Origin of the sequence: Nitrincola tapanii, from assembly GCF_008368715.1 — a bacterium.
In the GTDB taxonomy this organism is placed as follows: Bacteria; Pseudomonadota; Gammaproteobacteria; order Pseudomonadales; family Balneatricaceae; genus Nitrincola; species Nitrincola tapanii.
The window spans coordinates 118,307-144,742 of the sequence record NZ_SMRS01000002.1; the positions used below are offsets into that span (position 1 = coordinate 118,307).

Annotated in this window: 29 protein-coding genes; 28 read left to right on the plus strand and 1 reads right to left on the minus strand. The window is 44.0% G+C overall.

Features of this window, described 5'->3' with window-relative positions; genetic code table 11:
* Window positions 1-71: 71 nt before the first annotated feature.
* The 28 genes from E1H14_RS03310 (at window position 72) to E1H14_RS03445 (ending at window position 25,705) form a co-directional block, all read left to right on the plus strand.
* Window positions 72-788 (plus strand): hypothetical protein, encoded by a 717-nt coding sequence (locus E1H14_RS03310; protein ID WP_149390035.1) that lies wholly within the window; start codon window positions 72-74, stop codon window positions 786-788.
* Window positions 789-1,236: 448 nt separating this feature from the next.
* Window positions 1,237-2,418 carry a nucleotide sugar dehydrogenase gene (locus tag E1H14_RS03315; RefSeq protein ID WP_149390036.1) on the plus strand — a complete coding sequence of 394 codons (1,182 nt, stop codon included), beginning with the start codon at window positions 1,237-1,239 and terminating at the stop codon, window positions 2,416-2,418.
* 9 nt (window positions 2,419-2,427) lie between these two features.
* Window positions 2,428-2,550: a hypothetical protein gene (locus tag E1H14_RS13330; protein ID WP_268814350.1), complete on the plus strand. Its 123-nt coding sequence runs from the start codon at window positions 2,428-2,430 to the stop codon at window positions 2,548-2,550.
* Between the two features lie 24 nt (window positions 2,551-2,574).
* Window positions 2,575-2,820, plus strand: coding sequence for a DUF4160 domain-containing protein (locus E1H14_RS03320; protein WP_149390242.1), 246 nt, complete (start codon window positions 2,575-2,577; stop codon window positions 2,818-2,820).
* Window positions 2,821-2,825: 5 nt separating this feature from the next.
* Entirely contained in the window at window positions 2,826-3,080 is a 255-nt protein-coding gene (locus tag E1H14_RS03325; protein ID WP_149390037.1) for a DUF2442 domain-containing protein, read from the plus strand.
* A gap of 62 nt (window positions 3,081-3,142) precedes the next feature.
* A complete protein-coding gene (locus E1H14_RS03330) occupies window positions 3,143-3,442 on the plus strand; it encodes a nucleotidyltransferase domain-containing protein (RefSeq protein WP_149390038.1) in 300 nt (99 codons plus the stop codon).
* On the plus strand, window positions 3,439-3,846 hold the full coding sequence (locus tag E1H14_RS03335; protein WP_149390039.1) for a nucleotidyltransferase substrate binding protein: 408 nt from the start codon (window positions 3,439-3,441) through the stop codon (window positions 3,844-3,846). Before E1H14_RS03330 ends, E1H14_RS03335 begins: the two co-directional genes overlap by 4 nt.
* 172 nt (window positions 3,847-4,018) lie before the next feature.
* Window positions 4,019-5,083: an NAD-dependent epimerase gene (locus E1H14_RS03340; RefSeq protein ID WP_149390040.1), complete on the plus strand. Its 1,065-nt coding sequence runs from the start codon at window positions 4,019-4,021 to the stop codon at window positions 5,081-5,083.
* A complete protein-coding gene (locus E1H14_RS03345) occupies window positions 5,076-5,516 on the plus strand; it encodes a 6TM ABC transporter family protein (RefSeq protein WP_149390041.1) in 441 nt (146 codons plus the stop codon). The genes E1H14_RS03340 and E1H14_RS03345 overlap by 8 nt, the downstream gene beginning before the upstream one ends.
* Window positions 5,517-5,724: 208 nt before the next feature.
* Complete coding sequence (locus E1H14_RS03350) at window positions 5,725-6,972, plus strand: oligosaccharide flippase family protein (protein ID WP_149390042.1); 1,248 nt, start codon at window positions 5,725-5,727, stop codon at window positions 6,970-6,972.
* Window positions 6,973-6,977: 5 nt separating this feature from the next.
* On the plus strand, window positions 6,978-8,462 hold the full coding sequence (locus tag E1H14_RS03355) for an asparagine synthetase B family protein (protein WP_149390043.1): 1,485 nt from the start codon (window positions 6,978-6,980) through the stop codon (window positions 8,460-8,462).
* Window positions 8,463-8,478: 16 nt separating this feature from the next.
* Window positions 8,479-9,579, plus strand: coding sequence for a glycosyltransferase (locus E1H14_RS03360; protein ID WP_160142010.1), 1,101 nt, complete (start codon window positions 8,479-8,481; stop codon window positions 9,577-9,579).
* Window positions 9,569-10,429, plus strand: coding sequence for a glycosyltransferase family 2 protein (locus tag E1H14_RS03365; RefSeq protein WP_149390045.1), 861 nt, complete (start codon window positions 9,569-9,571; stop codon window positions 10,427-10,429). The genes E1H14_RS03360 and E1H14_RS03365 overlap by 11 nt, the downstream gene beginning before the upstream one ends.
* On the plus strand, window positions 10,426-11,523 hold the full coding sequence (locus tag E1H14_RS03370) for a hypothetical protein (protein WP_149390046.1): 1,098 nt from the start codon (window positions 10,426-10,428) through the stop codon (window positions 11,521-11,523). Before E1H14_RS03365 ends, E1H14_RS03370 begins: the two co-directional genes overlap by 4 nt.
* 934 nt (window positions 11,524-12,457) lie before the next feature.
* Window positions 12,458-13,585, plus strand: a complete 1,128-nt coding sequence (locus E1H14_RS03375; protein ID WP_149390047.1) for a glycosyltransferase family 4 protein — start codon at window positions 12,458-12,460, stop codon at window positions 13,583-13,585.
* A gap of 42 nt (window positions 13,586-13,627) precedes the next feature.
* Complete coding sequence (gene galE / locus E1H14_RS03380; RefSeq protein ID WP_149390048.1) at window positions 13,628-14,635, plus strand: UDP-glucose 4-epimerase GalE; 1,008 nt, start codon at window positions 13,628-13,630, stop codon at window positions 14,633-14,635.
* Window positions 14,636-14,705: 70 nt separating this feature from the next.
* Entirely contained in the window at window positions 14,706-15,305 is a 600-nt protein-coding gene (locus tag E1H14_RS03385; RefSeq protein ID WP_149390049.1) for a sugar transferase, read from the plus strand.
* Window positions 15,302-15,919 carry an acetyltransferase gene (locus E1H14_RS03390; RefSeq protein ID WP_149390050.1) on the plus strand — a complete coding sequence of 206 codons (618 nt, stop codon included), beginning with the start codon at window positions 15,302-15,304 and terminating at the stop codon, window positions 15,917-15,919. The genes E1H14_RS03385 and E1H14_RS03390 overlap by 4 nt, the downstream gene beginning before the upstream one ends.
* Window positions 15,920-16,435: 516 nt before the next feature.
* Entirely contained in the window at window positions 16,436-16,987 is a 552-nt protein-coding gene (locus E1H14_RS03400) for a type II toxin-antitoxin system MqsA family antitoxin (protein WP_149390052.1), read from the plus strand.
* Window positions 16,984-17,484: a preprotein translocase subunit SecB gene (locus E1H14_RS03405; RefSeq protein WP_149390053.1), complete on the plus strand. Its 501-nt coding sequence runs from the start codon at window positions 16,984-16,986 to the stop codon at window positions 17,482-17,484. The genes E1H14_RS03400 and E1H14_RS03405 overlap by 4 nt, the downstream gene beginning before the upstream one ends.
* Window positions 17,485-17,509: 25 nt before the next feature.
* Window positions 17,510-18,670: a DegT/DnrJ/EryC1/StrS family aminotransferase gene (locus E1H14_RS03410; protein ID WP_149390054.1), complete on the plus strand. Its 1,161-nt coding sequence runs from the start codon at window positions 17,510-17,512 to the stop codon at window positions 18,668-18,670.
* Between the two features lie 224 nt (window positions 18,671-18,894).
* Complete coding sequence (locus E1H14_RS03415; RefSeq protein ID WP_149390055.1) at window positions 18,895-20,166, plus strand: AAA family ATPase; 1,272 nt, start codon at window positions 18,895-18,897, stop codon at window positions 20,164-20,166.
* A 184-nt stretch (window positions 20,167-20,350) separates the two neighbouring features.
* A complete protein-coding gene (locus E1H14_RS13430) occupies window positions 20,351-20,734 on the plus strand; it encodes an RloB family protein (RefSeq protein ID WP_407670231.1) in 384 nt (127 codons plus the stop codon).
* Between the two features lie 42 nt (window positions 20,735-20,776).
* Window positions 20,777-22,198 (plus strand): MBL fold metallo-hydrolase RNA specificity domain-containing protein, encoded by a 1,422-nt coding sequence (locus tag E1H14_RS03425; protein ID WP_149390056.1) that lies wholly within the window; start codon window positions 20,777-20,779, stop codon window positions 22,196-22,198.
* Window positions 22,199-22,287: 89 nt separating this feature from the next.
* Window positions 22,288-22,704, plus strand: coding sequence for a hypothetical protein (locus tag E1H14_RS03430; protein WP_200834019.1), 417 nt, complete (start codon window positions 22,288-22,290; stop codon window positions 22,702-22,704).
* The gene (locus E1H14_RS03435; RefSeq protein ID WP_160142011.1) at window positions 22,694-23,125 is read left to right on the plus strand and encodes a helix-turn-helix domain-containing protein; all 432 of its coding nucleotides are present in this window, start codon (window positions 22,694-22,696) and stop codon (window positions 23,123-23,125) included. The genes E1H14_RS03430 and E1H14_RS03435 overlap by 11 nt, the downstream gene beginning before the upstream one ends.
* The gene (locus E1H14_RS03440; RefSeq protein WP_149390058.1) at window positions 23,125-23,574 is read left to right on the plus strand and encodes a hypothetical protein; all 450 of its coding nucleotides are present in this window, start codon (window positions 23,125-23,127) and stop codon (window positions 23,572-23,574) included. The genes E1H14_RS03435 and E1H14_RS03440 overlap by 1 nt, the downstream gene beginning before the upstream one ends.
* A gap of 190 nt (window positions 23,575-23,764) precedes the next feature.
* Entirely contained in the window at window positions 23,765-25,705 is a 1,941-nt protein-coding gene (locus E1H14_RS03445; protein WP_149390059.1) for a polysaccharide biosynthesis protein, read from the plus strand.
* Here E1H14_RS03445 and E1H14_RS03450 read toward each other — a convergent pair.
* Window positions 25,697-26,413 (minus strand): tyrosine-protein phosphatase, encoded by a 717-nt coding sequence (locus E1H14_RS03450; RefSeq protein ID WP_149390060.1) that lies wholly within the window; start codon window positions 26,411-26,413, stop codon window positions 25,697-25,699. The genes E1H14_RS03445 and E1H14_RS03450 overlap by 9 nt on opposite strands.
* Window positions 26,414-26,436: the final 23 nt, after the last annotated feature.

A 26,436-nucleotide genomic window follows, 5' to 3' on the forward strand; every position in this document is an offset into this window, starting at 1 on the left:
TTCAGAAGAGAAAAACCGATTATCCGCAAACTCAACCTAGGCTGCAATTGACATTTCCAATGTGCAATCAAATGCGTAGAATCCAAAAACTGATTGATGCACAGGAATGCGCGGTGAAAAAAGTCTTGTCGTTCAGCCTTATCTTAATTGCCAGTTTAGTCTTGATATTAGGCGTGCGCTTTTGGATGGCCGCGATTCAAGCCTATAAAGCCGATCTTTTTTTGGAACACTGGTCTGAGCAGGGTACACCACCGGGTCCTCAGGCTTGGCAAGCTGCACGCCAGGCAGCAGAATCCGCGATAAGTTGGTATCCGGTGGTGAATGGTGTGCATCAAGCACGTTTAGCCAGAGTCCATGAATGGCGCTATTTTGATCGTCCCTTTAATGATCCCGATGCTCAAGAGAGTCGGCGCCATGCTTTAAAGTATTACCGCCTTGCAACAGAATCACGCCCGCTTTGGCCGTACTATTGGGGCCAGCTAGCCTTAATGAAGTTGCACCTTCTGGAAGCGGATGATGAGTTTGAAACCGCTTACCAACAAGCCTATAACAGCGCGCCCTGGCAGGCGCTGCACTTATTTGAACTCAGCCAAATGGGCTGGGAGTTCTGGGATCTTCTTAGTGGCACACAAAAAACACAAGTATTGCAGGTGACCAAACAAGCCTTAGAAGCCGATCCTCGCAACCAGCGACGCATTCGCAAGCTGCTAGAAGACACCGAGCGTTTATCGCTGTTTTGTCTTTACTACACCACACAGGTTGCAGATGCAGACCGCCTCTGTTCTTGACTCATATCGAGTATTTCTAACTGTTTAATACTCTTACTCTATAACCCATCTCCACTATAACGGAGTCATTATTTGCTTCGTTTTAACCCACTAAAGACGCATAGTTTTTAGTGGGTTATCTATTTAAATACCCTTAATTCACTATTGCTTTATACCCTGTCTCTCATTAAAAATGAGATTAAATTTAAAGGGTTAAATTAATTTCTTTGGCTTAATTTAAAGAAAATAATCAATACCGAATTGTATATATATAATAGTGATTACCTGTCATTCATTATTATTTATATATGCTTCATCTACCCATTTTAGGCGTTGAGGAAAGCCATGTATCTCAGGGCGGTAGCGTGTCTGAAGCCTCTCGAACCGTGATAGACAAACCCAGAAACCTAGCAAAAAGTGTCACGGTCGAATACTCTTCTCATGACATTTTTAATAGATTGGACAAAGTATGAACATAGCCGTTGCCGGTACAGGATACGTAGGCCTCTCCCTTTCGGTTTTGCTGGCTCAGCACCATAGCGTCACCGCCGTTGATATCGTGCCAGAGAAGGTGGATCTGATTAATCAGAAGCGTTCGCCGATTGTGGATGCCGAGATTGAAGCCTTTTTAGCAGAAAAACCGCTGCAGCTCAGCGCAACTCTTGACGCCACCCACGCATATCGCGGTGCTGAAATTGTGATCATCGCCACACCAACCGATTACGATACAGATACCAACACCTTCAACACCCAATCTGTTGAAGCCGTGATTCAAAGTGTTTTGAGCGTCAACCCGCAGGCGCTCATGGTGATTAAATCCACCATCCCCGTGGGCTACACGGAATCCGTAAAAGCTAAATTCAAAACCGATAATATTCTCTTCTCACCCGAATTTTTACGAGAAGGCCAAGCGCTTTACGACAACCTCTATCCATCACGCATTATCGTTGGCGAAAAATCTGCACGGGCTGAAGCCTTTGCCCAACTGCTGATCGAAGGTGCGATGAAACCCGCCGCTGAGATCCCAGTGCTCTTCACTCACGCCACGGAAGCTGAAGCGGTCAAGCTTTTCTCCAACACCTACCTAGCCTTGCGTGTCGCCTACTTCAATGAACTCGATACCTACTGCGAAAGCCATGGTCTGAGTACACAACAGGTCATCGAAGGGGTGGGTTTAGATCCGCGTATTGGCAATCACTACAACAACCCCAGCTTTGGTTATGGTGGTTACTGCCTCCCTAAAGACACCAAGCAGCTGTTGGCGAACTACCAAAATGTGCCACAAAACCTGATTCAGGCCATCGTAGACGCCAACACCACACGCAAAGATTTTATCGCCGACCAAATCATCAAGCGCAAGCCGCAAACAGTCGGTATTTATCGCCTGGTGATGAAGCAAGGCTCCGATAACTTCCGTGCCAGCGCCATTCAGGGCGTGATGAAACGCATTAAAGCTAAAGGCATAGAGGTGGTGATCTATGAACCGGTGCTGAGTGAACAGGGCACAACCGAGTTTTTCAAATCGCCGGTGATCACCGATCTTGATCAATTTAAAGCACAAGCCGATGTCATTATTGCCAATCGCTTGGTGGCCGAGATTGAGGATGTGCAAACCAAAGTCTATACTCGCGATTTATTTGGAAAAGATTAAACGCATCTCATGCGCCTAACCCCAAAACAACAACAGATCATCGTTACCACCCTGCGCCGTTACTTTGGCCAGAGCAGCCGTATTCTGCTGTTTGGCTCACGTGTGGATGACAACGCCCAAAGCACAATGTAGGAACGATCGAGCTTCTTGACCCGTATGGTCGATAAGGAAATTGTTTTTTACGATACCCAAAAGCATAATCTGCCACACATCCACGTTGAGTATACTGAACATACAGCGGTTATCGGCATCGAAGAAGGTGAACTACTCGAAGGAAGTTTGCCAAGCAAAAAAATGAAGCTGGTACAGGCATGGTTGGAAATACACAGGGAAGAGGTCATGGCGGATTGGTCGCTAGCAGTGCGCGGTTTGCCTATTGAGAAAATTGATCCATTGAGGTGATCAAGATGTTGAAAGTCACGCAAGTCAGTCCATTAGCGAATGGAAAAGTCTATGTTGTGTTCAATGATGGCCAGAAGGGTGAAGTTGACATCAGCCCCTTCATGCAGAGCCCTTTCTTCCTTCAGCTCAAAGACGAAGCATACTTCTCAAAAGTCAGCCTTTTTTTCGGCGGCATTGGCTGGCCTGATGGTCAAGATCTGGGGCCAGACACGCTGGCGGCGGCATTACGGCCAAATACCAAGATCGAAAAAGCCAGTTAGCAAAGGAGTTCTACTCTGACTCCAATTTCCTCACACGCAAAAAAGGTAGCCTAGTCTGACCCATGCGCCTAACTCCACACGCCATACACGCCATCAAATCCGCCGTTAGCGCCATCTTCGGCGCAGATGCTGAAGTCAAACTGTTCGGCTCGCGCACGGATGACAACGCCAAGGGTGGTGATATTGACTTGCTGGTAAAGGTGGCACATACCGTCGAACACCCCGCTTGGGATGTGGCTCGGTTGCAAGCTCGTATCATCAGGCAACTGGGTGAGCGCAAAATCGACGTGGTTTTTGATACGCCCGATACACCCAAAGCGGCCATTCACCGGATCGCCGAAGAAACAGGAATAACCTTGTGAACACTCAGCAAGACATTCGCTGGCATCAGCGTTACCAACAGTACTGCAACGCCTTCACACTGCTTGAACAGGCTATCCGCATCCAGCAGCCCAGCGTGGTCGAGCGTGCCGGCATCATCCAGTTTTTTGAAATGGCATTTGAACTCGCCTGGAAGCTGCTGAAGGACTACCAGCAAGCAGAAGGTTTCGAGGTAAACAGCCCGCGCTCAGCCCTCAAACAGGCATTTCAGAACGGCCTTGTCGAAGATGGCCACCGCTGGATACAAGCGCTTGAAGACCGCAACCTGACCACGCATACCTACAACGAAGCAACCGCCATCGTGGTCGAGCAGAAAATCCGCGATGAAGACTATCCACTGCTGGTTAAATTGCGTGATCGGTTCGCAGGTATGATCAACTCATGAGCCTGGCGTAAGAAACAGGCCTCAAAGCCCATATCGACCGTGTAGGGATCGAGATTTACGCAAGAACCAACAGATGAAACTCCTCATCACCGGTGCCGCCGCTTTTATTGGCATGTACGAGATAAGCATCTGCACGATATAGCCCATTTTATTTAGAAAAGATTAAATTATTATGCCGACACTGAATCTCAAAACTGACCCGTTAAAAATACTGGTCACAGGTGCTGCCGGGTTTATCGGCTTTCATCTGATCAAAGCCCTGCAAGCATTCGATCATCAGATTGTTGGGATTGATAACCTCAATGATTATTACGATCCACAGCTCAAGCTGGAGCGCTTAAAAGTCCTTGGGCTAGAACTTGGTTCAGAGGGCCAAGCCCTCAACACGCAGGCGCGGTTAGCGTGTGGAAACCTGAGTTTCATCAAACTTGATCTGGCGGATCGTGCTGGCATCGCACAGCTGTTTGAGCAAGAAAAATTTGATCTTGTCGTAAACCTCGGCGCGCAAGCCGGGGTGCGTTACTCCATCCAAAACCCACACGCCTATGTCGACTCTAACCTAGTGGGTTTTGTGAATATTCTCGAAGGCTGCCGACAAACGCAGGTGAAGCATTTGGTATATGCCAGCTCCAGCTCTGTGTATGGGATGAACTCCAAGCAGCCGTTCAGTACAGAAGATCGAGTGGATTATCCCATCAGCCTCTACGCCGCCACAAAAAAATCCAACGAGTTAATGGCCCATACCTACAGCCACCTCTATGGATTGCCAACCACCGGCTTAAGATTCTTTACCGTGTATGGCCCCTATGGGCGACCGGATATGGCCTATTTCTCCTTCACCCAAAAAATACTCAAGGGTGAATCGATCGATGTCTTTAACAACGGCATTATGCAGCGCGATTTCACCTATATCGACGATATTATCGAAGGGGTGATGCGCGTGATGGAGCGCATACCGGCAGCACAAGAAAGTGAACTGACCCAAGCCCACGCCCCCTACAAAATCTACAACATCGGCAATAACCAACCCGTCACCCTGCGCCGCTTTATCACCGCCATTGAAACCGCCTGTGGCCAAAAAGCACAAGAAAACCTACTACCGATGCAACCAGGCGATGTCCCCATCACCTATGCCGATGTAGATGATTTAATTGTGGATACGGGATTTAAACCCAGCACCTCGATTGAAGAGGGGATAGGGAAATTTATGGAGTGGTATAAGAGATATTATGTTTAAACTGATTAAAGAGCTATTTAGCCTTCTAACACCCAATCAACGATCTCGATTTTACACGCTTCAAACTCTAGTCATATTAATGGCGATTACAGAAATCGCCGGGGTGGCTTCTATTGTGCCGTTTATGGCCCTAGTAGGCGATATGAGCCTCCTGCAACAAGACACGCTAATTGCGCAAGTCTATAATGCCAGCGGCATCAGCACCGAAGCACAATTTGTGTTTTTGCTGGGTGTCGGCGTATTGGTGATGTTGTTTTTATCCGCGCTCATTTCCATGTTCACCACCTGGCGACTCGCGATGTTTGCTGCCAAGTGGGCACAGAAATCGCCGATCGCCTGTATAGCCATTACCTCAAGCAGTGCTGGTTATTCCATGCGTTCGGCAGTAGCGCTCAGCTCACCAAACAATTTGCCAATGAATCGATTCGTGTGACCAATTCAATTTTGCACCCGCTTATGCATATGAGCGCTCGCATTGACTTGGCACTACTTGTGAGCATGGCCATTTTTATCTATGACCCGATGGTCGCGATTGTCGGCTTGGAGTTGTTTGCGTTGGTGTATTTGTTGTCAGTACTTTTGAAGATGTGTGCTTCATATTTTTCGGTCTCAATTTGTAATAGACATCAGGTAGATATTTTGTGTTAAAAAAAATCAAAACACTTACCAATACAGAAAACAAAAGACGCCTGATTAGTAATTTTTTCTCTCTTTCAGTGTTGCGTGGATTTCAATTTCTAATCCCGCTGATTACGTTGCCTTATTTGATCAGAACCATTGGCATTGAAAACTTTGGTTTAGTCAACTTTGCTTTATCGCTTGGCCTATACTTTGGCGCAATTATACAATTCGGTTTTGGTGTGACAGCAACTCGTGAAATTGCTCGAAACCGTGATAAAAAAGCAAAGTTAGAACAGATTTATTCCGCAACGCTATCAGCATCTATCTTATTGGCCGGGGTAGCTGCAGTTTTGTTTACTCTTATCGTTATTTCGTTTGAAAAATTTAGCAGCAATTTAGATTTATACCTCTTTACCTTAGCGTTTGTCGTTTTTCAAAGTCTATTTCCTGTGTGGTTTTTTCAGGGAATGGAAAAAATGAAATACATCACATTTTTAACGCTGGGTAGCAGTGGTTTATTTTTAATTAGCCTATTTGTTTTTATAAAACAAGAGAGTGATTTTGTCTTAGTGCCACTGTTGCAGGCTTTTTTAGCATTGCTGATCTTTATATTAGCGATAGTGCTGGTCAAAAAAGAATTTAAAGTTAATTTTAAAATGCCTAAATTGCAAGAGGTTAAATCAATATATCAAAGTGGACACCACGCATTTGTCAGCCAGCTTGCGCCAAACCTCTACAACAATTCAACAGTATTTTTGCTGGGGCTATTTACTAATAATACCCTTGTCGGGCTTTATACCGCCGCCACAAAGGTGATTGATGCCGTGATCTCGTTTGCCTATATTATATCCAACACCTTTTTGCCTTACCTTTCTCGTAACTTACAAAAACATAAGGTATTTCAAAAAATTATGTTGGTATCAGGCCTGTTTTTGACCGTCACTACCTTTGTTGCGGCGGAGTGGATTACAACATTTTTATTTAGCGCAGATAACCTCGAAATCGCTACCTATATCCAATGGTTGGCCATTTGCATATTCCTGATATTCATTATCATGACCTACGGTACGAATTATTTAATGCTTGTCGGGAAAGAAAAAATTGTTAAAAACATTGCGCTCTATACCTCGTTGATTTTTTTTGGAGTTGCTCTGCTTATTATTCCATTTTGGGGGATTTGGGGAGGGATTTTTACCTTAGTTGGTGCACGATTTATAATGGCCATTTTCCAGTTTGGCTTTTACCACAAATACAAACATCTAGGGTAAACCGCATGATCACACACCTCACCCCCAACCAACAAGGCTTGGTGCTTGAGTCCGATTTAGCGGGCGAGTTTCCGCTGTATCTTTATTGGCCGCAAAATCAATCGACCTTGTTGTATTCCACCTCGATTACCAAGTTATTAAACGATGCGCGTGTGCCGAAGCCATTAAAGATAAGCACGGAAGGCTTGTCGTTTTTATTGCAAAGCGGGGTGGTGCCACCGCCGAAAACCGCTTATCAGGATATTTACATTCTCGGCATTGGTGATAAGGCCAAGGTGTCCACGCTCAATGGTAAAATCGACATTCAGTTTAGCCACGAATTTCCGTTTTTAAATGCTAACCGTTTGCATGCGGATGAAATGCATCCGGATGAAGACTTGATTTTACAAATGCTGGCCGAAGCCACCATCAGCCGCATTGATGAAACTAAGCCGAGTTTTCTATTCCACAGCGCAGGCAAAGACAGCAACAGTATCGCGTTGGCGTTAGCGGAAGCCGGTTGGCAGGATAAGGTCACCTTGATTACCCATAAATCCAAAGGCCAGGCGGATGAAAGTGAAATCAGCGCCAACATCGCCAAACAACTGGGTTTTAAACATCAAATATTGCACGAAGTCGATCAACTGCAATTCAAACACAAACACGCCATCAACGACTATTTTGTTAATGCGCCTTTCCCTTGCACCGACAATGTCACTTTAGCCTATCCACTCTATGCCCACCAACTGCCCGAACTCAAAGGCGCGAATATTATTGATGGGATGGGGAATGATGTTTTCATTGGTCACATTCCAAGTCGCGCAGAATACAATCGTCAGCAATTATCAAAATATTTAAAACATAGCCGAGTCTTATCAAAATATTTCCCATCAGAAAGTTTGTTTCATGTTGCAGGGCGCACACGCGCAGAATGGACAGGTTTATCTGGGTTATCCTTTTCAGATGCCATGAAAATTTTACCAGATGCTTTTGATGTGTCGGATTTTTGGTTTAAAAAAGACACCAATCAGGATTATTTGGATTTTAGACCCTCGATTCGCGGAACAATTATTGACCAAGAAATTTTTACGCGAAAAGCCAGAAATTTTGCCGATTCGATCAATGCAAATATGGTTTTACCTTGGGCGAATCAACAAGTTGCCGAATACTTCGCCAAAATGCCAGAACAACACCTATTCGACCGCAAAACCCTAAAAAACAAACTCATCCTCCGCAAAATCCTCAAAGAACGAATCTGCCTCGATTCCGATGCGCTTGGTAAATATGGGTTTACGTATGATTTAAATACAGTTGTATTAGAAAATATAGATTTTATGTGCCGTGAGATTAAATCATGTATTTTTTGGGATGGAAAAAAAATTGCGAATATGTGCCTTAATTGGGTTGTTCTTTTTAGGAAACGAGAGAGGCGCTGGCAGCATACGTTATGGTTTTTTTATAGACTATATTTGATAAGCCATTTTTTAAACAACAGTAAATATGTTAACTAAAAAAGTTTCTATTTTCATGCCTGATTTTAATCCAGGTGGTGCAGAGCACGTTATGGTGACTTTAGGTAATCATCTAGTCGTAAATAATTATTTGGTCGAATTTATCGTTACAAGGCATGAAGGGCCTTTAATTGAAAGACTTAATGATAGTATAAGGGTGGTTTCACTTGATTGTAGTCTTTCAAATTCTATCTTTCCTTTAATTAGTTATTTAAGAAAATCTAGGCGTGATGTTTTAATCAGTACTCTTAAAGAGTGTAATTTGTACTCTATAATCGGGCGTTATTTTACCAAAAATGAATTTAAGCTTGTTATAAGAGAGGCAAATACACCAAGTGCTGAATATTTTTATGAAAAGACTTTAAAAGATAAAATTAAGAACTATTTTGTGCGAAGGCTTTATAAAAAATCAGATCAAGTTATAGCACTCTCACATCTTATGAAGCAGGAATTGGTTAGCCAAATAGGTGTATCTGAAAAAAAAATTAGTGTGGTTGGGAACCCTGTTGATATTGATAATATTTATAGGTTGTCAAGTGAGCCGCTGTCAGATCGTGAAAAAGCTTTTTTTGATTTATATGACTCTAAGTTAATTCTGTCTGTCGGTAGATTTTCTAAAGTAAAGAATTTTAAGTTTGGGATAGATTTATTAAATCTTTTAAAAAAAAATGGTTTGCACTATGGATACGTTATAGTTGGTGATGGAATTGAAAAAGCAAATTTAGTAGAAAAAGTAGAGGCATCTGGATTATCGGAGCAGGTTCTATTTGTAGGTTATCAAAAAAATCCATTTAAATATCTATCCCGAGGAAATGTCTTTTTAATGCCTTCACTTTATGAAGGATTGCCAAATGTTTTACTTCAGGCAATATCTTTGAAGCTAAAGGTACTTGTTTCGGATAGCCCGGGAGCAGGTCCATTACTAACTAGAGATTCTAAAGCAGGTTTAGTTTATTCATATAATGACTTATCTGATGCGGTAACTAAATTTATTGAAATTGAAGAAGAAAGTTTTGATATGAATTTTTCTTTTGAATATATTAAGAGTAATTTCTCGCAAGAAAAAATATTAGGTGTTTATTTAGATTTGATTGAGGATTTAATTGATGAAGGTTAGCATAGGTATACCTGTATACAATGCGGCTGAGTTCTTAGAAGATGCTATTGAGTCAATTATTGCGCAAACATTCACTGATTGGGAATTAATAATCATAGATGATGGTTCTACAGACAACTCATTAGCAATAGCGAAAAAATATGAATCGGATAAAGTTCGTGTTTATTCTGATGGTTTAAATAAGAAGCTTCCAGCACGCTTAAATGAAATTATTAGATTATCGAAATATGACATTATTGCGAGAATGGATGCAGATGATTTAATTTTGCCAGATAAATTTGAAAAACAATACAACGTTCTTATTCAAAATCCTGATATTGATTTGGTTTCAACAGGCATTATTGCAATTGATTCTAATAATAATGTTATAGGTACAAGATCTACACCTAATTCATATTGTCCATCATTGTTAGATGTAGTGGCAGGTCGCGCTGGTATTATTCATGCCAGTATTATGGTAAGAAAAGAATGGTTTGAACGTAATCCATATAATGAAGCAATTATACAAGCTGAAGATTTTCAGTTATGGATTGATGCTAAATTAAAAAATGATTTAAAAGTTTACTTTATCGAAGAGCCGCTTTACTGTTATCGAGAAGATCAAAATGTCAGTCTTGCTAAGATGTTGAGAGGCTACTATCAACAACGTCAATGCATTGCAGATTTATATGAAAGAGGTTTATTGCCTTTTTTCTATTCAGTGAAAGAGCGTTTTAAATTATTTATAAAATCTCTTTTAGTTAGGATGTTTTTTTTATTTAATAAGCAAAATATTTTATTAAAGAAACGTTCACAAGAAAGTTCTGAGAATAGTTATTATCAATCTGTAGTGGATATTATAACTAAATGAAATTTATTTTATGGTTTTTAGCTATTTCTGCATCGCAATTTTATGTTTTTAAAAGCGGGGTACCGCAACCTTCACATTTATTGCTGATATTAATTTTTTCATATTTTTTATTTGCTGATCAGCGGAATATATATTCAATCTTTTCATATAAGTATGTTAAGCCCGTAATTTTGTTCTTTCTATATGCTTTATTTGTTAATATATTTTTCGCCGTAATAAATTTTCACATTTCGTTTATTTTTTCAATTTTATATTTTTTGTTTGGTTTGTTAACTTTGGTTTTTGTATTGTTTTCTTTGGCTAAGAACGAATCTAATTTTAAACCAATCATATTTTCCTTGTATGCCGGTTTGGCTTTGCTTTTTAGTTTAACTTTACTTGAGATAGGACGCTTTGATTTTTTTCCAAGATTTAATGCATTTTTTAATGATCCTAATCAGATGGCTTTTTGGGCATTATGCGTAGCGGCTTCTTTTTTTCTATTATCTAGCGTTTATAAGATTAAGATTATTTATGTTGCAAGCGCATCTATTATGCTCGTATTTATCATTTTATCTTCTGCTTCTCGATCAGCTTTAGTTGGCCTGCTTCCTATGCTGTTAGGTTTGATTATTTTAAATAAAGATTACTTTGGATCGGTGTCGACTAAACTTTTTGGAATGATTTTGGGCTTATTTTTTACATCTTATTTTATATATACAATCAGTGGGCTGGAGCAGACCCAGTACTTGATGGATCGCTTTGTAACCACAGATACTGATCAGCAACTTTCTGATAGGGGTTATGATCGTTTTGCAGATTATTATCAATATCTTTTTTTTGGTGCCGGGCAAGGTGCTGATTTTCGTTTCAATTCAACCCATGAAATCCATTCAACATGGGCTGGAATATTTTTTTATTATGGTTTGATTGGTTTTTATATTTTCTTGCATTTTATACTGAAAATTTTCTTTAAGCTTTCTTTTGCTGAAAAGTTTATTTACCTTTCACCATTAATTTATGGCTTTTCAACTTTTGGTGCTAGATCTCCTATTTTCTGGGTTTTTATTGCAATTGCCATTTTTGTTGTTTACAAGAGAGTTAAACCTTTATGATTATACATAATATTCAAATTCTTCGTGGAATTGCAGCCGTTTTTGTTGTTTTTTTCATGCAGTCGAGTTATCAATTGATAATTCACATTCGATATTTTTTTTATGATTTTTAAAGGTGTTGGTTCTTTTGGTGTTGACCTTTTCTTCGTTATTTCTAGTTTTATAATGATGTATATTCACATTAATAAACCACAAACAATAAAATCTTTTGTCTCTTCAAGGGTTGTTCGAATTATTCCACTTTATTGGTTATTGACTTTTCTTTTCTTTATTGTGTTGCTGTTAAGAAATGAATATGATTTATTTTATTTACTCACCTCACTTTTCTTTATTCCACATTTTTTTCCTATGATTATCCTGTTGTTTATCTTGGCTGGACACTAGAGTATGAGGTTTTATTTTATACAATATTTGCTTTATCACTTTTTTTCAAAATGAAAGATATAGATTTTATTTTTTAATTTTAATTTTATTATTTTTTTCTTTTTTTATTTCAGCTACATTCTTAGAGTTTATTTTTGGTATGCTCATAGCTTATATATATAAAAATTTCTCATTAAAAAATTATTTGTCCATTTTTATGTTTATAATCGGTGTTTTATTTCTATATTTATCTCACGTCATACAGTTTATTGAAGAGCTTCCAAGGTTTTTAAAGTGGGGCTTGCCATCTTTTTTAATTGTTTTGTCATGTCTTAATTTGTATCAATTTAGGAATAGATTTTTTAATTTACTTGGCAATGCATCTTATAGTATTTATCTAATTCAAGTTTTTTCTTTGCCGATTATTTTTAAATTTTATTTTATTTTTAATAATGCAGATGTTTTCATTATATCATCTGTTACTTTCACAGTAATCTTGGGGGTTCTTTTATACTTTTTTTTCGAAAGGCCCATTACTAATTTATTAAAAAACTATATAAAATAATTTATTATGAAAATCGTGATCATCGGCACTGTTGCCAGTTCAATTCTAGGTTTTCGTGGCCCTATAATTCAAAAATTGTTGTCTGATGGGCATCAGGTTTTTGCGTTTGCAATTGACTATACGTCTGACCAAAAAAAACAACTTACTGACTGGGGTGGTGTGCCGGTTGATTACCAATTGTCGCGCTCTGGTTTAAATCCGTTTGCGGATTTAAAGATGATGTTTGCGTTAAAAAAGCAGTTGATGTCTATTCAGCCCGATATTGTTTTTTCTTATTTTGTTAAGCCAGTTATTTATGGCACTCTTGCTGCTAAATGGGCGAGGGTGCCCAAGCGTATTGCCATGCTTGAAGGTTTGGGTTTTGCCTTTACTGAACAACCAGAGGGCAAAGCGTTTAAAACCAAGCTGATTCAACAGATTCAATTACTGCTTTATCGGATTGCCTTTCCCGCTTCGACAGACTTAGTTTTTTTGAACCCTGATGATCGTGATGAGTTGTTGGTTAAACACCGGCTAAAAGCCAATGATGTCGCGGTCTTAGGCGGTATTGGATTAAGTTTGGAAGATTATCCCTATCAAAAACCTATGTTAGATAAGGTACGGTTTTTGTTTATTGGTCGTTTGTTGAAAGAGAAAGGTATCTTTGATTTTTTAGCGGCGGCAGATCTTGTTAAGCAGACCTATCTTGATGCTGAGTTTGTGGTGTTGGGCAGTACCGATACCACCAGCCCGAATGCCTTGTCTGATGCGCAATTGCAGGGTTATATAAAGCGTGACGTGATTGTTTATCCTGGTCAGGTGAGTAATGTGGCTGAATGGATAGCGGCCAGTTCCGTTTTTGTTTTGCCTTCTTATCGAGAAGGTGTGCCTCGTTCTAGTCAAGAAGCGATGGCGATTGGTCGCCCCATTTTAACGACTGATGTACCAGGTTGTCGGGAAACGGTGGTTGAGGGTGATAATGGTTTTTTTGTCCCGGCGTTTGATGTTGATGCCTTAGCTAAAAAAATGATTTGGTTTATTGAAAACCCCGATCAAATTGAACCGATGGGCTTGGCTTCACGCAAAATGGCGGAAGAGAAATTTGATGTGCATAAAGTCAATGCACGGATGTTAGAGATTATGGGACTTGGGTAGTTTGTGCTTTACGATGGCAAATGAGATTGAAAAGGGCACGAAATGATTTTAGTAACCGGTGGTGCTGGCTATATTGGGTCGCATACGTGTTTGGAGTTGTTGGCGGCGGGGTTTGATTTGATGGTATTGGACAATTTGTCTAATTCATCATTGGAATCGCTTAAGCGTGCAGAGCAGATTGCTGGGAAGCCGATCAAGTTTATCGAGGGCGATATTCGTGACCGTGAGCTGTTGCGGTCGGTGTTTCCACGGTTTGATATTGAGGCGGTGATTCATTTTGCTGGGCTCAAGGCAGTGGGTGAATCGGTAGCGATACCTTTGCGCTATTACGATAACAATGTGTCGGGATCGGTGGCTTTGTTTGAGGTAATGGCGGAGTTTAATTGCAAGCGCATGGTGTTTAGCTCATCGGCGACGGTCTATGGCGATCCGGCGAGTGTGCCGATTAAAGAGGATTTTCCGTTATCAACCACCAATCCCTATGGCGCATCGAAATTGATGGTGGAAAATATTTTGCGCGATGTCTATGCCAGTGACCAGGCCTGGTCGATTGGTTTGTTGCGTTATTTTAATCCGGTGGGTGCGCATGAATCGGGTTTGATTGGTGAAGATCCGAATGGCATTCCAAATAACCTGATGCCGTTTGTATCGCAAGTGGCGGTGGGATTGCGCGAGAAGTTATCGGTATTTGGCGGCGATTACGCGACGGTCGATGGTACGGGCGTGCGCGATTATATTCATGTGGTGGATTTGGCTAAAGGGCATGTTGCGGCCTTGCGGAAGCTCATGCAATCACCAGGCCTGCTAACCCTGAATTTAGGCACGGGGCACGGCTATTCGGTGTTGGAAATGGTGCGCGCCTTTGAACAAGCTTCGGGCAAAGCTGTGCCCTATGAGATTGTGGCGCGCAGGCCGGGTGATGTGGCGCAATGTTATGCCGACCCGGATTATGCGTTTGAGGTGTTGGGCTGGAAAGCGCAATTGGGTATTGATCGGATGTGTGAAGATGCTTGGCGCTGGCAGTCTAATAACCCGCAGGGGTATCGCTAACCTGTGATTGAAACAAAAGGATTAAATAGACATATCCACCCACCTAATTCTGATGCGGATTCATCCTCTCATGTTTAAACGTTTTTTCGATATTATCGCTTCAACTATTGGCTTGTTGCTGCTTGCGCCTGTAATCGTTTGGGTCGCTTTTCAGATCCGCCGCAAGCTGGGTTCGCCAGTTCTCTTCCGCCAAGTGCGCCCCGGTAAAGATGGCAAGCCTTTTGAAATGATTAAATTCCGCACCATGCGTGACGCCATAGATAAGGACGGCAACCCGCTGCCGGATTCCGAACGCATGACCCCTTTTGGTGCTTTCTTACGCTCCTCCAGTCTGGATGAACTGCCGGAGCTTTGGAATGTACTCAAAGGCGACATGAGCCTTGTGGGCCCTCGACCTTTGCTCATGGAGTATTTACCGCTTTACTCTAATGAACAATATCGCCGCCATGATGTTCGCCCAGGGGTAACGGGTTGGGCACAGGTGAATGGCCGTAATGCCATCTCTTGGGACGAGAAGTTTAAGCTGGATGTCTGGTATGTAGATCATCGCTCTTTCTGGCTGGATCTTAAGATTATCTATCTAACGATTAAGAAAGTTCTGGTTAGAGAGGGTATTTCGGCTGAGGGTGAAGCAACCATGGCAAAATTTACGGGAAGCGAGCGTTCATGAAGCGTTTAGCTATTTTAGGGGCCAGTGGCCATGGAAAGGTGGTTGCCGATATCGCTGAGTGTTGCGGCTGGAATGAAGTCGTTTTCTTCGATGACGCCTGGCCTAATGTCTCCGCTAATGGCCATTGGGCGGTAGCGGGCAATAGCCAAACGTTGGTCGAGTGCGTGGATACTTTCACCGGAGTGATTATTGCGATCGGCAATAATGCCATTCGAGCTGAAAAGCTGTGCTGGCTGTCTGAAATAGGGGCTCCTGTGGTGACTTTAGTGCATCCTTCTGCGGTTATCAGTCAATACGCTAACCTGGGTACAGGCACAGTCGTGATGCCGGGTGTGGTAGTGAATGTTTCATCGCAGATAGGTGATGGTGTAATTCTCAACACGGGTTGTAGCATTGACCACGACTGCAGCGTGGGTGACTGTTCTCATATTAGCCCCGGTGTGCGTTTGGCCGGGGGTGTCCGGATAGGTGCGCAAAGCTGGATTGGCATTGGAACTTCCGTGAAACAGTTGGTCAAGATTGGCCAGGGGGTGACCGTGGGTGCCGGTGCTGCGGTCGTCACTGATCTGCCCGATAGCGTAACAGCGGTGGGTGTGCCAGCTAAGGTGATTTGAATCGCTCACCATTCCTTCAGATGTGGTGTGGCCGACCTGCTGTAGTGGATAAGGAACTCTACTTGCTTGGATTACCATAATGGTAAATAATCAAACAAACGTGAGCGCTTATGCTGGGGTGCCGCCATTAGAAGGAATCACCCGCACTATTGCAGGCGGTCCATTGTATGAGCCTGCCCATGTTTTGGCTCTGTTACACCAAGGTGAGTCACATACACGTGCTTGGACGCGCAAGTGTATAAATGATCTACAGAGGTATGCTTTAGACGGAGATGATGTAGCTGTACTGTTGAAAGAGGCGCTGCAGCATGGACGTTACAGAAACTCTGAATGGTGTCAGCAGCGGCCGACTGGCCCTTGGGCGGCTTGTGATGCGTACATATTAACTAAGATGGAATGGATACCTCATGCGTACAAAGAGTTACCGGTTGAGTACTATATCAAATTTGCGATCGCTAAAAGCGGTACTGTAATACTGTTGGTATCCTGTCATTTGCCGGAAGATCGAGGTTAGTCATGATCAAATCAGCTCTATGCCCAATTTGCGGTGAGGGTTTATTAGCTCCGCAGGTCGAGATGGTTCCAGTGGAATACCGTGGCGTTATCAGGCAGATCGAAAGTCATCTATCCATATGTGATTGTTGTGGGTCCGAACAAGTTGGACCTGCAGAGTTACGTGCAAACAAGCGCTTGATGGTTGCCTTCAAGAAAGAGGTAGATGGTCTGCTTACGGGGGCGCAAGTGCGCTTGCTTCGAGAGCGTCTTGGAATTAATCAGGGTGAAGCCGCAAGAGTTTTTGGCGGTGGCCCGGTTGCTTTCTCAAAGTACGAAAGTGACGATGTGAGTCAGTCTGAGGCCATGGATAAGCTGCTGCGTATAGCGGATGCCTTGCCAGAGGCTTTTGCTATTCTTGCTGCCGAAGCAGGCGTGGCACCTGCCAAGCCTGGGGTGTTGTGGCAGATGCTTTCTGTTCCAGCGAGGGGTAGCGATGTTACATGCCTCAAGCAAAGACCCAGGTTGCATGTTGTGTCGTCTTCTAACCATGAGGTGGTAAGGGAATACGCATGACCATCTCACACACCCTTCAAAAAGCTATTGATAGCCTGAGGCTGCAGGACGTATATCTTCGGGATAGCTTTGCTCATTGCCATGATGAGTTTGATCCTAAATATTTGGGTGAACAGGAAGCGTTGAATGTTCAGCAGATGCACGTAGTAAGGCAAACCGTGATTGCCGACCTTGAAGGTAATGGGAAGCTGGTGCGTGTGTTTGTGCGTTTTGGTGTGCGTTGGGTCAACCCGATTGCAGAGCGATCTATGGATGAGCAGGGCTCGCCAAGCGTAGTGGCGAATATTGAGGCGGAGTTCATCGCTGAATATGCACTTGAACAAGAGATATCCCAAACGTGTATTGATGATTTCGCCACTCAAAATGCCAGTCTTCATGTTTGGCCATACTGGCGTGAGTTTCTCGCGTCGCAATGTGAGCGTATGCGCCTGCCGCGCATCGTGCTGCCTGCCTGGCAACTGCCTCATCACCGTCGGGAAGAAAGTTCCGGGTGCTAACTCTTCATTTTTCTTTGGGTAAATCATGCTAAACAGTCCTTTCTCTCCCTGGCCCTCTTTCACCGAGGAAGAGGCTAATGCTGTGCGCGATGTTTTGCTTTCCAACAAAGTCAATTATTGGACTGGACAGGAAGGGCGACAGTTTGAACGTGAGTTTGCCGAGTATGTCGGCACTGAGTATGCCATTGCGCTTGCCAACGGCACGGTGGCGTTGGATCTAGCGTTGAATGCGCTGGGTGTGGGAGCTGGGGATGAGGTGATTGTGACCTCGCGTACCTTCTTGGCATCGGTTTCCAGTATTGTGAATGCCGGTGCCGTGCCGGTGTTTGCCGATGTGGATGCCGACAACCAGAACATTACCGCTGCTTCCATAGCGGCGGTGATTACACCGCGTACCCGAGCCGTTGTTTGCGTGCACCTTGCCGGTTGGCCCTGTGATATGGACCCGATTATGGCACTGGCACAAGCGCATGATCTGTTTGTCATTGAGGATTGTGCGCAGGCTCATGGTGCACGTTATAAAGGGCGGGCGGTGGGTTCCATCGGCCATGTTGGCTGCTGGTCATTTTGTCAGGATAAGATTATGACGACTGGCGGTGAGGGGGGGATGGTCACCACTCAGGATAAGCAGCTCTGGTCAAAGATGTGGTCTTTTAAGGATCATGGTAAAGCTTGGGAGGCCGTTTATGAACGTGAGCATCCGCCGGGGTTTCGTTGGTTACATGAATCTTTCGGTACCAATTGGCGCATAACGGAGATGCAAGCGGTGATAGGCCGGATTCAGCTGAAGCATATGCCGCAATGGCACGCAACGCGTTTAAGCTATGCGCAACAAATTTGGAACACGGCCAAGGATCTATCGGGTTTACGTGTGCCCGAGTTGCCCGCTGACATCGAACATGCGGCCTATAAGTGTTATCTGTTTGTAGAGGGCTGTGCACAAGAGCGCGACCAGATTATGCAACAGATCAACGAGCGTGGCGTACCCTGCTTCTCGGGTTCCTGCTCAGAGGTGTATCTTGAAAAGGCTTTCGATGGCACGGGTTGGCGACCTGGAAAGCCTCTGCCGGTCGCGCATGAACTGGGCGACACGAGTCTGATGTTTTTAGTCCACCCAACTTTGACACAGGCTGAAATCGATAAAACCTGTGAAGTACTGAAGCAGGTGATGTCAGCTCGGGGTTGAACCTTGGAAGTTAAATACGTGACCTACCCACTCCATGGAAGGAGTACGCATGAAAAATTCATTTGTTGAAACGTAAGAGAACTCGCGCTTTGTTTTTCAGGCTTAATAAATCTAACTTTCTGGCAAAAATTGTCAAAAACCAAGTTTAAATTAGCCATTAGCTAATTTTTCATGCTATTTTCATCTACGCACGCACAATAAACTACGTTCAAAGGTGAAAACTGATGCTAATCGAGGTGTCTGTAACTAACTATCGCTCGATCCACACTACGCAAACATTTAGTCTGATGAAGAGTAGTGGTGATGAGTTGGTCGACTCCAACAGTTTTGTGATCGATGCGCCCAGTCGGTTCGAGTTACTGCGTTCATCTGCAATTTATGGTCCGAATGCCAGTGGAAAGTCTAATTTTTTACTGGCTTTGCGAACGTTACAACGAATCGTCTTAGAGTCATCTACAGCTCGTCAGCACGGTGATCCCTTGCCGGTAGTGCCTTTTCGGTTATGTCCTAAAAGTCGCCTCCAACCCAGCGAGTTCGAAGTCACTTTTTTAGTAGAGAATGTACGTTACCAGTACGGTTTTTCTGCTACAGCGTCTCGTATTCACGATGAGTGGTTGCTGGCATACCCCAAGGGACGTGCCCAGCGTTGGTTTAACCGTTCATGGAATGATGACAAGCAGTGCCACGAGTGGGAGTTAGGCAGTAATTTACTAGGTGAAAAACAACTTTGGCAAAAATCGACGCGCGATAATGCGTTGTTTTTGTCAACCGCTGTACAACTCAATAGTAAACAGTTAAAACCTTTATTTGACTGGTTTAAATCTACTTTACGCATGGCCGGAATCGGTGGCTGGGGGCCTGAATTCAGCGCGTCTCTGTGTGAGAAGGAAGATAAGCCACGTGTGATGGGTTTTCTGCATGCTGCAGACCTGCAAATTGATGATGTCTTGGTTGAAGCTCAAGCTTTTGATGTTAACCAGCTGCCTGAGGATATTCCTGAATCTCTACGTGTAGTCATTGCCGATGAATTGAAAGATAAACATCGCTTTGAGATCAAAACAGTACACAAAGACAGTGAAGGAAAGCCTGTGATCTTCAATTTCGATGATGAATCAGAGGGTACGCAAAAGCTATTTTCCTTTGCAGGCCCTTGGTTGGATGCGCTCAAAAACGGTTATGTTCTGTTTATTGATGAACTCCACGATAATCTTCATCCGTTATTGGTACGCTATTTAGTCGAGTTATTCCATAACAGCGAAACAAATCCCAAAAATGCTCAGCTGATCTTTACCACACATGAAACGTCGATTTTGAATCAGGATGTTTTCCGTCGAGATCAAATTTGGTTTTGTGAGAAAAACGCTGCACAGTCCTCTCAAATCTACCCTCTGACAGACTTCAGTCCAAGAAAGAGCCGCGAAAATCTGGAACTTGCTTACCTATCTGGACGTTATGGCGCACTGCCGTTCATCAAGAAGATGAAAAGCAAAAGTTAAGGATATGACATGGGCACGGATAACCTGTTTCACAAACAAAGAAAACCGAAAAGTGCTAAACAGTTGCGGCGTGGCCAGCCTAAACGTGCAGCTTATGAAAAAATTCTGATTGTCTGTGAGGGTGAAAAAACAGAGCCTCACTATTTTATGGGTGCGCGAAATTATTATGGGTTGAGCACTGTGAATGTTGAGGTGCGTGGTGATAGTGGAGCAGATCCATCGAGCGTTGAGTGCATTGGCCTCGGCATCACCTCAAGACACCTTCTTTGCAATACCTTCAGTTCCCAGTTTTGAATACTGGATACTCTTACATTTCGAGTACACCACTCAACCCTTTACGGCAACACCTAAAGCTAGTGTCGGTCAACAGGTTCTCCGTAACTTGAAAGTTTACATGCCACATTATGAAAAGGGACTGAAAACAGTGTTTCAAGAGCTTATCGATCAGATTGATTTTGCGATTAATAACGCTAGGCGTGCGTTGGAGGAAAGCGAGAGAACCGGTTCGGATAATCCCAGTACCTACGTTCATGAGCTAGTGTGTTGCTTGCGTGATTTAAAAAAGTGAGTTTGATACCGCTGAAAAATTAGATAATTTAAGGAGAACAGGATGTTATCTTTAATCTCACATGGTGGAAGTGAAGGGGTGACAGGCTCATGCCATGAGTTGGTGTATGCGCCGGGTAAATCATTTTTAGTGGATTGCGGTTTATTTCAGGGTGCGGAACAGTCATCGCATGGTGATACGGCCAATGCCAAAGTATTGAACATTGATTTTGATCTCAGCCAGGTGCAAGCCTTGCTCGTCACTCATGCGCATATCGACCATATCGGGCGCATTCCTTATCTGCTAATGGCGGGTTTTACCGGGCCGATTATCTGTACAGACGCCACGGCGAAGCTTTTGCCGCTGATGCTCGAAGATGCGGTGCGTTTGGGGGTAACACAGGATCGACGCTTGATTACGCTGCTGATCGATAAGATTAAAAGCCTGATGGTGCCGCTGCCCTTTGGTGTGTGGCATCGGCTGGATGAGCAGGTCAAGCTCAAGTTTAAACGAGCCGGGCACATTCTCGGCTCAGCTTATATCGAGGTGGATCTTGCGCAGCCTCAGCCGTATCAGCAAGGTGGGCAAATCGGCCAGGTGAAGCGGGTGATCTTTTCAGGGGATCTGGGTGCGCCCTATTCACCGCTATTGCCCAACCTCAAACCTGCCTATGCCTGTGATCTTTTGGTGTTAGAGAGCACCTATGGCAATCGCTTGCATCAAGGTCGACGTTTTCGCACGCAAGCTTTAAAAGCGGTAATTGAACATTGTGTGCGGGATCGCGGTGTGGTGTTGATTCCGGCGTTCAGCCTTGGACGCACTCAGGCGCTTTTGTATGAGTTTGAGCAGATTATCCATCAGCATGGTGGTGATTGGGAAAATATCGAGGTGCTGGTGGATTCGCCGATGGCGAATGAAGTGACGCGTATTTATCGTGAACTCAAACCCCTGTGGGATGCGGAGGCGCAGCGTAAATTAGCCCAAGGCCGTCATCCTTTAGCCTTTGAGCAGTTGACGACGATTAGTGATACTCAAAGCCATCAGCAGGTGGTGGAGTATTTGCAACGTACGGCACGGCCAACGATTGTGATTGCGGCAAGCGGAATGTGTACCGGCGGCAGGATTGTCGCTTATCTTAAGGCTCTGCTGGGCGATCCGCGCACGGATATTATTTTTTGTGGTTATCAAAGCCCAGGCACCAATGGTTGGGCGATCCAGCGTTATGGCAATAAACAGCGTTATCCCCAAGGGTACGTGGAGTTAGATGGGCAGCGTTACCCGATCAATGCTCAGGTACACCATCTCAGCGGTTATTCCGCGCATGCGGATCAGCAAGATCTCATCAATTTTGTTAAGCGCATGCGTCGCCCTCCAAAGTTTGTGCGCTTGGTACATGGTGATACACAAGCGAAAAGCGTGTTAGCCAATAAACTCCGCGAAACCTTACCCGGCCTTCAGGTTGGGTATGATGGTGACTTCCTTTGAACGAATGAGATGTCTGGTCATCTGGTAACTGAATTAAAGACAGAACTTTTTGCCTTGCGTGCTAATATATATATTAACAAGGTGCTCTTGTGAATGATAACATCAAGGATGAGGTAGAAGGTAAGAGGTACCGAGTTGTTCATTGTGTCGGTGCGCTAGAAAGTTTTTTCGAAGCTTTGCGCCATGTCGAGGCTCGAAAGCTTCAGACCTTTAAGCGTGGAATGGCTCAGCAAATACAGCGTCTTGCAGACGGTCATAGAGTGAGTCGTGAGAACTTTCCAAAAGAGGGTGAGCTGCCAAAAAAACGTAACGGTAAGTCTGCAGGTTACTTTTTTGCATTTAAACGAATGCCTATAAGAGGCTACTGTTGGCAGTCAGAATGCCATCCTGATACATGGTTTATAAGTCATTATGTATTTAAGGACTATCAAAAGTTAAAAGCTAAAGATGTGGACAGAGTCGCCCACAATTGGATACGTATTGAGGTGGACGGAGATGAGCGCTAAAGATTTGTTTTTTAAGACTGGATATGAGTTTAATCGAGCTGATGCGCGAGCCTATGCACGTGAAGAGCTTATTTACAATGTCACCGAAGATTTGTTGGTACAGATGGAAGATTTGTCCGTAAGTAAAGTAGAGCTTGCGCGGCGGTTGGGTAAGTCGCGTGCCTATATCAGTCAGATGCTTAAAGGTTCCCGTAACATGACTTTGGCATCTTTATCAGACATTTGCTTTGCTTTGGGTCTTGAACCTAGGATTGAGCTGCATTCTGAGGCTTCATCTGTCGATCACATTAAGCCAGTTCACTCATTTGCTACCACGAACTGGAAAACAGATGAAAAGGAGTGTACGCCTGCACATGCGATTGTTCTCGGAAAGAATGTGATTGATCGGCGCAACCCTGCTCAATGGGAAAAGGTGGCTTGATGACTTCATTAGATCAAGCGATTAACGCGTTAGCTATCCGTGAAGTTAGATTAAGAAACAGTAGTCTGAGCCTTGCGGATGACATTGAGCTTTTGGAGTTGCAGAGCCTAAATCTTGAAGTGCAGGCATTTCATGGCGTGGGTAAAATCAAGGAGATTCGCTTACAGGAGGATGGTCAGAACTGGTGGGAGTACAATTTTTTCTATGCAGCCGGTGTGCGCTTAGTACAGCCAGAGATTGAAAGCTCACCTGTGGTTGAAATTCAAGCAACTCTAAATGCGCTTTACCGCTCCTCAGTAGAGTTGGAGCGTTTCGCTCTCGATGCATTTTCAGAAGAGCATGTCGGTTATCATGTTTGGCCTTATTGGCGTGAATATGTCCAATCCACCTGTGCACGCTTAGGAATTACACCGATTCGTGTAGGGTTATATCGTGTAAACCAGAAGTAGAGATTGTTCAGTAGTTTTTATTGATTTTTCCTTTCGCGTTATTTATCTCCATGAAAAACAAAGCCTTTTTGTTACTCTCTCTTACTGATTAATTATAAGAGTAGATTGTGAGAAGGCCCTTTAGCCTATAGGTTTATTACTGCGCCCTATAGGTGAATTTTCAACGGATGATCTCTCGGCAGTACATATTATGAGCATACCCGCCTTTCTCTTAAATTTACCACGCGTACACAAACGCTGGATTTCCGTATGTGCGGATGTGGTGATTCTTTTGGGTGCGGCAAGTTTAGCTGTCTCGATTCGGATGGGAGATTGGTTCTGGCCTTTAGGGGATTATATCTGGGCTGTGTTATTACTGCCTGTGCTCGCCATTCCTGTGTTTATCACCCAGGGTTTATATCGAGCGGTAATCCGTTATATTGGTATTAAATTTGCTAATACAGTTTTCTTTTCTGTTGCAGCGGTCTTTACGCTCTGGACCGCTGCTATTTTTATGCTCGATCTTGCCTACCCACGTTCTGCTATAGTGATTACTTGGTTGCTGGCCTTGCTGATGATTGCGGTGACGCGCTTTTTTGCACGCCGTTTATTATTTATGCATAACACGTCCCGAGCGATTAAATCGCAACGTAAAAAAGTGGTGATTTTTGGTGCAGGTTCAGCGGGTCGTCAATTGTTTCAAGCCATTATGAAGATTCCTGAAGTTTATGTTGTGGGTTTTGTCGATGATGATAAGGATCTTCAAGGGCAGATTATTTCGGCGGCACGTGTTTTCTCACGTGAGCAATTCTCAGATCTCTTAGCTAAGTATAATGTCACGGATGTTTATCTAGCGATTCCTTCGATCGGCATTAGTAAACGTCGTGAAATTGTGGATTGGTTAGAGCCTTATCCTGTGCGTGTCTCAACTATTCCGGGCGTAGATGAAATCATCTCAGGTAAGGTGTCCTTTAGTGATATTCGTGAAGTGGATATTGCGGATTTATTAGGCCGTGATCCGGTCGCTCCACGAGAAGAGCTACTCAACCGCTGTGTGTTGAATCAAGTGGTGATGGTCACGGGTGCAGGCGGATCGATTGGGTCGGAACTTTGCCGTCAAATCATCAAACACAAACCCAGTACTTTAATTTTGTTTGAGTTATCTGAGTTTGCGCTCTACAGCATAGAGTTTGAACTGCGCCAAGCGATTTTGGCCGGTGAAAGTGATGTGCAGCTTATCCCTATTTTGGGCAGTGTGCAGGATGCAGAGCATCTGCAGTCGGTGATGCAGCGCTACGGTGTAGAAACCATTTATCATGCGGCCGCTTATAAGCATGTGCCTTTGGTTGAATACAACATGGTTGCCGGTTTAAAAAACAATGTGTTTGGCACTTTGAATACAGCCGAGGCAGCGATCCGTTGTGGTGTGAAGAACTTTGTTTTGATTTCAACGGATAAAGCGGTTCGTCCTACAAATACTATGGGAGCGAGTAAACGCCTGGCAGAAATGGTTTTGCAGGCGTTAAGTGAACGTGAGTTGAAAAAGGGGAACGCTATCCGCTTTGCGATGGTGCGTTTTGGCAATGTATTAGGATCTTCCGGTTCCGTCATTCCCTTGTTTCGCAAACAGATCAAAGCGGGTGGCCCTATTACGGTCACGCATCCTGAGATTACGCGCTATTTTATGACCATCCCTGAAGCGGCTGAGTTGGTGATTCAAGCAGGCTCAATGGGATCGAGTGGTGACGTATTTGTTTTGGATATGGGTGAGCCCGTTAAAATTGTTGATTTAGCGCGCAAAATGATCCAGCTGGCGGGTTGTGAAGTGCGTGATGAAAAGAATCCTAATGGAGACATCGAGATTGTTTTTACAGGGTTGCGCCCCGGTGAGAAAACCTACGAGGAGCTGCTAATCGGCGGGGTTGTGAAGCAAACGGATCACCCTATGATTATGTGTGCCAGTGAAGAGATGTTGAGCTGGCCTATGCTCCAAGAAGTCTTATCACGTTTACAGCAAGCAATGGACAACCTAGACCATCCACAATTACGCAACTTGTTAAATGAAGTGGTGAGTGGATACAGAGCAGAGTCTGCAATCGTCGATCTGCTGAAGCCTGCTAGCGTTAACCTCTCTCGATTAAAATTAGCCTGAGATCATTTTTCGTGGGTTCTCTTCAACCAGGCGTTGGAAATAGGCGGCAGAGGTGAGGGCCTCTGTCGTTTCACGTGCCACGCTGAGTTTAGGCGGACGATGCTCTAGGTTATGTGCGTCACTGGCCAAGATATGAATTCTCTCCTCTTGAAGTAGCTTTATCGCGAGCGCTTCAACCTTCTCGCCAAATTTTCCTGCTATTGAGCCGGCGGTCACCTGCAGTAAGCAGCCTTGATCAATAAAAGGCTTTAAGCGGCTGATGCATTGTAGGATGCCCTTATTGCGTTCGGGATGAGCGATCATCGGCACGACCCCCTGCTTGAGTAGCCACAAGGTGAGTTTGTCACTGCCAAGTGGAACGCCGGAGTGGGGTAGTTCAAGAAGCAATACGGGCTTGCCTTGCCATTGCCCGACAAAAGGCAGTTCGCCGGCTTTTATCCAAAGCATGATCTCAGGTGAAATGCGGACTTCGGCTGCTGCATCCACTTTTAAGGGAATGCAGGCTTGTGCTAAGGCTTGGCGAAAATCATAGAGCGTGGATTCTATAATCACTTGAGTGTTGTCGTAACGCCCGGGGTGGATGTGGGGGGTACAGACTAGGGTATGAATGCCATCTTCTACCGCTACACGCGCTAGAGCAAGAGCGGTTTCCATATCGGGTGCGCCGTCATCTATGCCGGGTAAAAGATGGTTGTGTAGATCAATCATTGTGATCTCCCTGAATGAGTAAA

Bases quoted from the DNA above. Each gene is read 5' to 3' on its own strand.
- E1H14_RS03365 (WP_149390045.1), top strand. From the start codon at position 9,569: ATGAAGGTTAGCATAGGTATACCTGTATACAATGCGGCTGAGTTCTTA.
- E1H14_RS03370 (WP_149390046.1), top strand. From the start codon at position 10,426: ATGAAATTTATTTTATGGTTTTTAGCTATTTCTGCATCGCAATTTTAT.
- E1H14_RS03425 (WP_149390056.1), top strand. From the start codon at position 20,777: ATGTTATCTTTAATCTCACATGGTGGAAGTGAAGGGGTGACAGGCTCA.
- E1H14_RS13330 (WP_268814350.1), top strand. From the start codon at position 2,428: ATGCGCCTAACCCCAAAACAACAACAGATCATCGTTACCACCCTGCGC.
- E1H14_RS03385 (WP_149390049.1), top strand. From the start codon at position 14,706: ATGTTTAAACGTTTTTTCGATATTATCGCTTCAACTATTGGCTTGTTG.
- E1H14_RS03375 (WP_149390047.1), top strand. From the start codon at position 12,458: ATGAAAATCGTGATCATCGGCACTGTTGCCAGTTCAATTCTAGGTTTT.
- E1H14_RS03340 (WP_149390040.1), top strand. From the start codon at position 4,019: ATGCCGACACTGAATCTCAAAACTGACCCGTTAAAAATACTGGTCACA.
- E1H14_RS03330 (WP_149390038.1), top strand. From the start codon at position 3,143: ATGCGCCTAACTCCACACGCCATACACGCCATCAAATCCGCCGTTAGC.
- E1H14_RS03360 (WP_160142010.1), top strand. From the start codon at position 8,479: ATGCCTGATTTTAATCCAGGTGGTGCAGAGCACGTTATGGTGACTTTA.
- E1H14_RS03390 (WP_149390050.1), top strand. From the start codon at position 15,302: ATGAAGCGTTTAGCTATTTTAGGGGCCAGTGGCCATGGAAAGGTGGTT.
- E1H14_RS03345 (WP_149390041.1), top strand. From the start codon at position 5,076: ATGTTTAAACTGATTAAAGAGCTATTTAGCCTTCTAACACCCAATCAA.
- E1H14_RS03415 (WP_149390055.1), top strand. From the start codon at position 18,895: ATGCTAATCGAGGTGTCTGTAACTAACTATCGCTCGATCCACACTACG.
- E1H14_RS03435 (WP_160142011.1), top strand. From the start codon at position 22,694: ATGAGCGCTAAAGATTTGTTTTTTAAGACTGGATATGAGTTTAATCGA.
- E1H14_RS03325 (WP_149390037.1), top strand. From the start codon at position 2,826: ATGTTGAAAGTCACGCAAGTCAGTCCATTAGCGAATGGAAAAGTCTAT.
- E1H14_RS03400 (WP_149390052.1), top strand. From the start codon at position 16,436: ATGATCAAATCAGCTCTATGCCCAATTTGCGGTGAGGGTTTATTAGCT.
- E1H14_RS03315 (WP_149390036.1), top strand. From the start codon at position 1,237: ATGAACATAGCCGTTGCCGGTACAGGATACGTAGGCCTCTCCCTTTCG.
- E1H14_RS03355 (WP_149390043.1), top strand. From the start codon at position 6,978: ATGATCACACACCTCACCCCCAACCAACAAGGCTTGGTGCTTGAGTCC.
- E1H14_RS13430 (WP_407670231.1), top strand. From the start codon at position 20,351: ATGTTGAGGTGCGTGGTGATAGTGGAGCAGATCCATCGAGCGTTGAGT.
- E1H14_RS03310 (WP_149390035.1), top strand. From the start codon at position 72: ATGCGTAGAATCCAAAAACTGATTGATGCACAGGAATGCGCGGTGAAA.
- E1H14_RS03450 (WP_149390060.1), bottom strand. From the start codon at position 26,413: ATGATTGATCTACACAACCATCTTTTACCCGGCATAGATGACGGCGCA.
- E1H14_RS03445 (WP_149390059.1), top strand. From the start codon at position 23,765: ATGAGCATACCCGCCTTTCTCTTAAATTTACCACGCGTACACAAACGC.
- E1H14_RS03440 (WP_149390058.1), top strand. From the start codon at position 23,125: ATGACTTCATTAGATCAAGCGATTAACGCGTTAGCTATCCGTGAAGTT.
- galE (WP_149390048.1), top strand. From the start codon at position 13,628: ATGATTTTAGTAACCGGTGGTGCTGGCTATATTGGGTCGCATACGTGT.
- E1H14_RS03405 (WP_149390053.1), top strand. From the start codon at position 16,984: ATGACCATCTCACACACCCTTCAAAAAGCTATTGATAGCCTGAGGCTG.
- E1H14_RS03410 (WP_149390054.1), top strand. From the start codon at position 17,510: ATGCTAAACAGTCCTTTCTCTCCCTGGCCCTCTTTCACCGAGGAAGAG.
- E1H14_RS03320 (WP_149390242.1), top strand. From the start codon at position 2,575: ATGGTCGATAAGGAAATTGTTTTTTACGATACCCAAAAGCATAATCTG.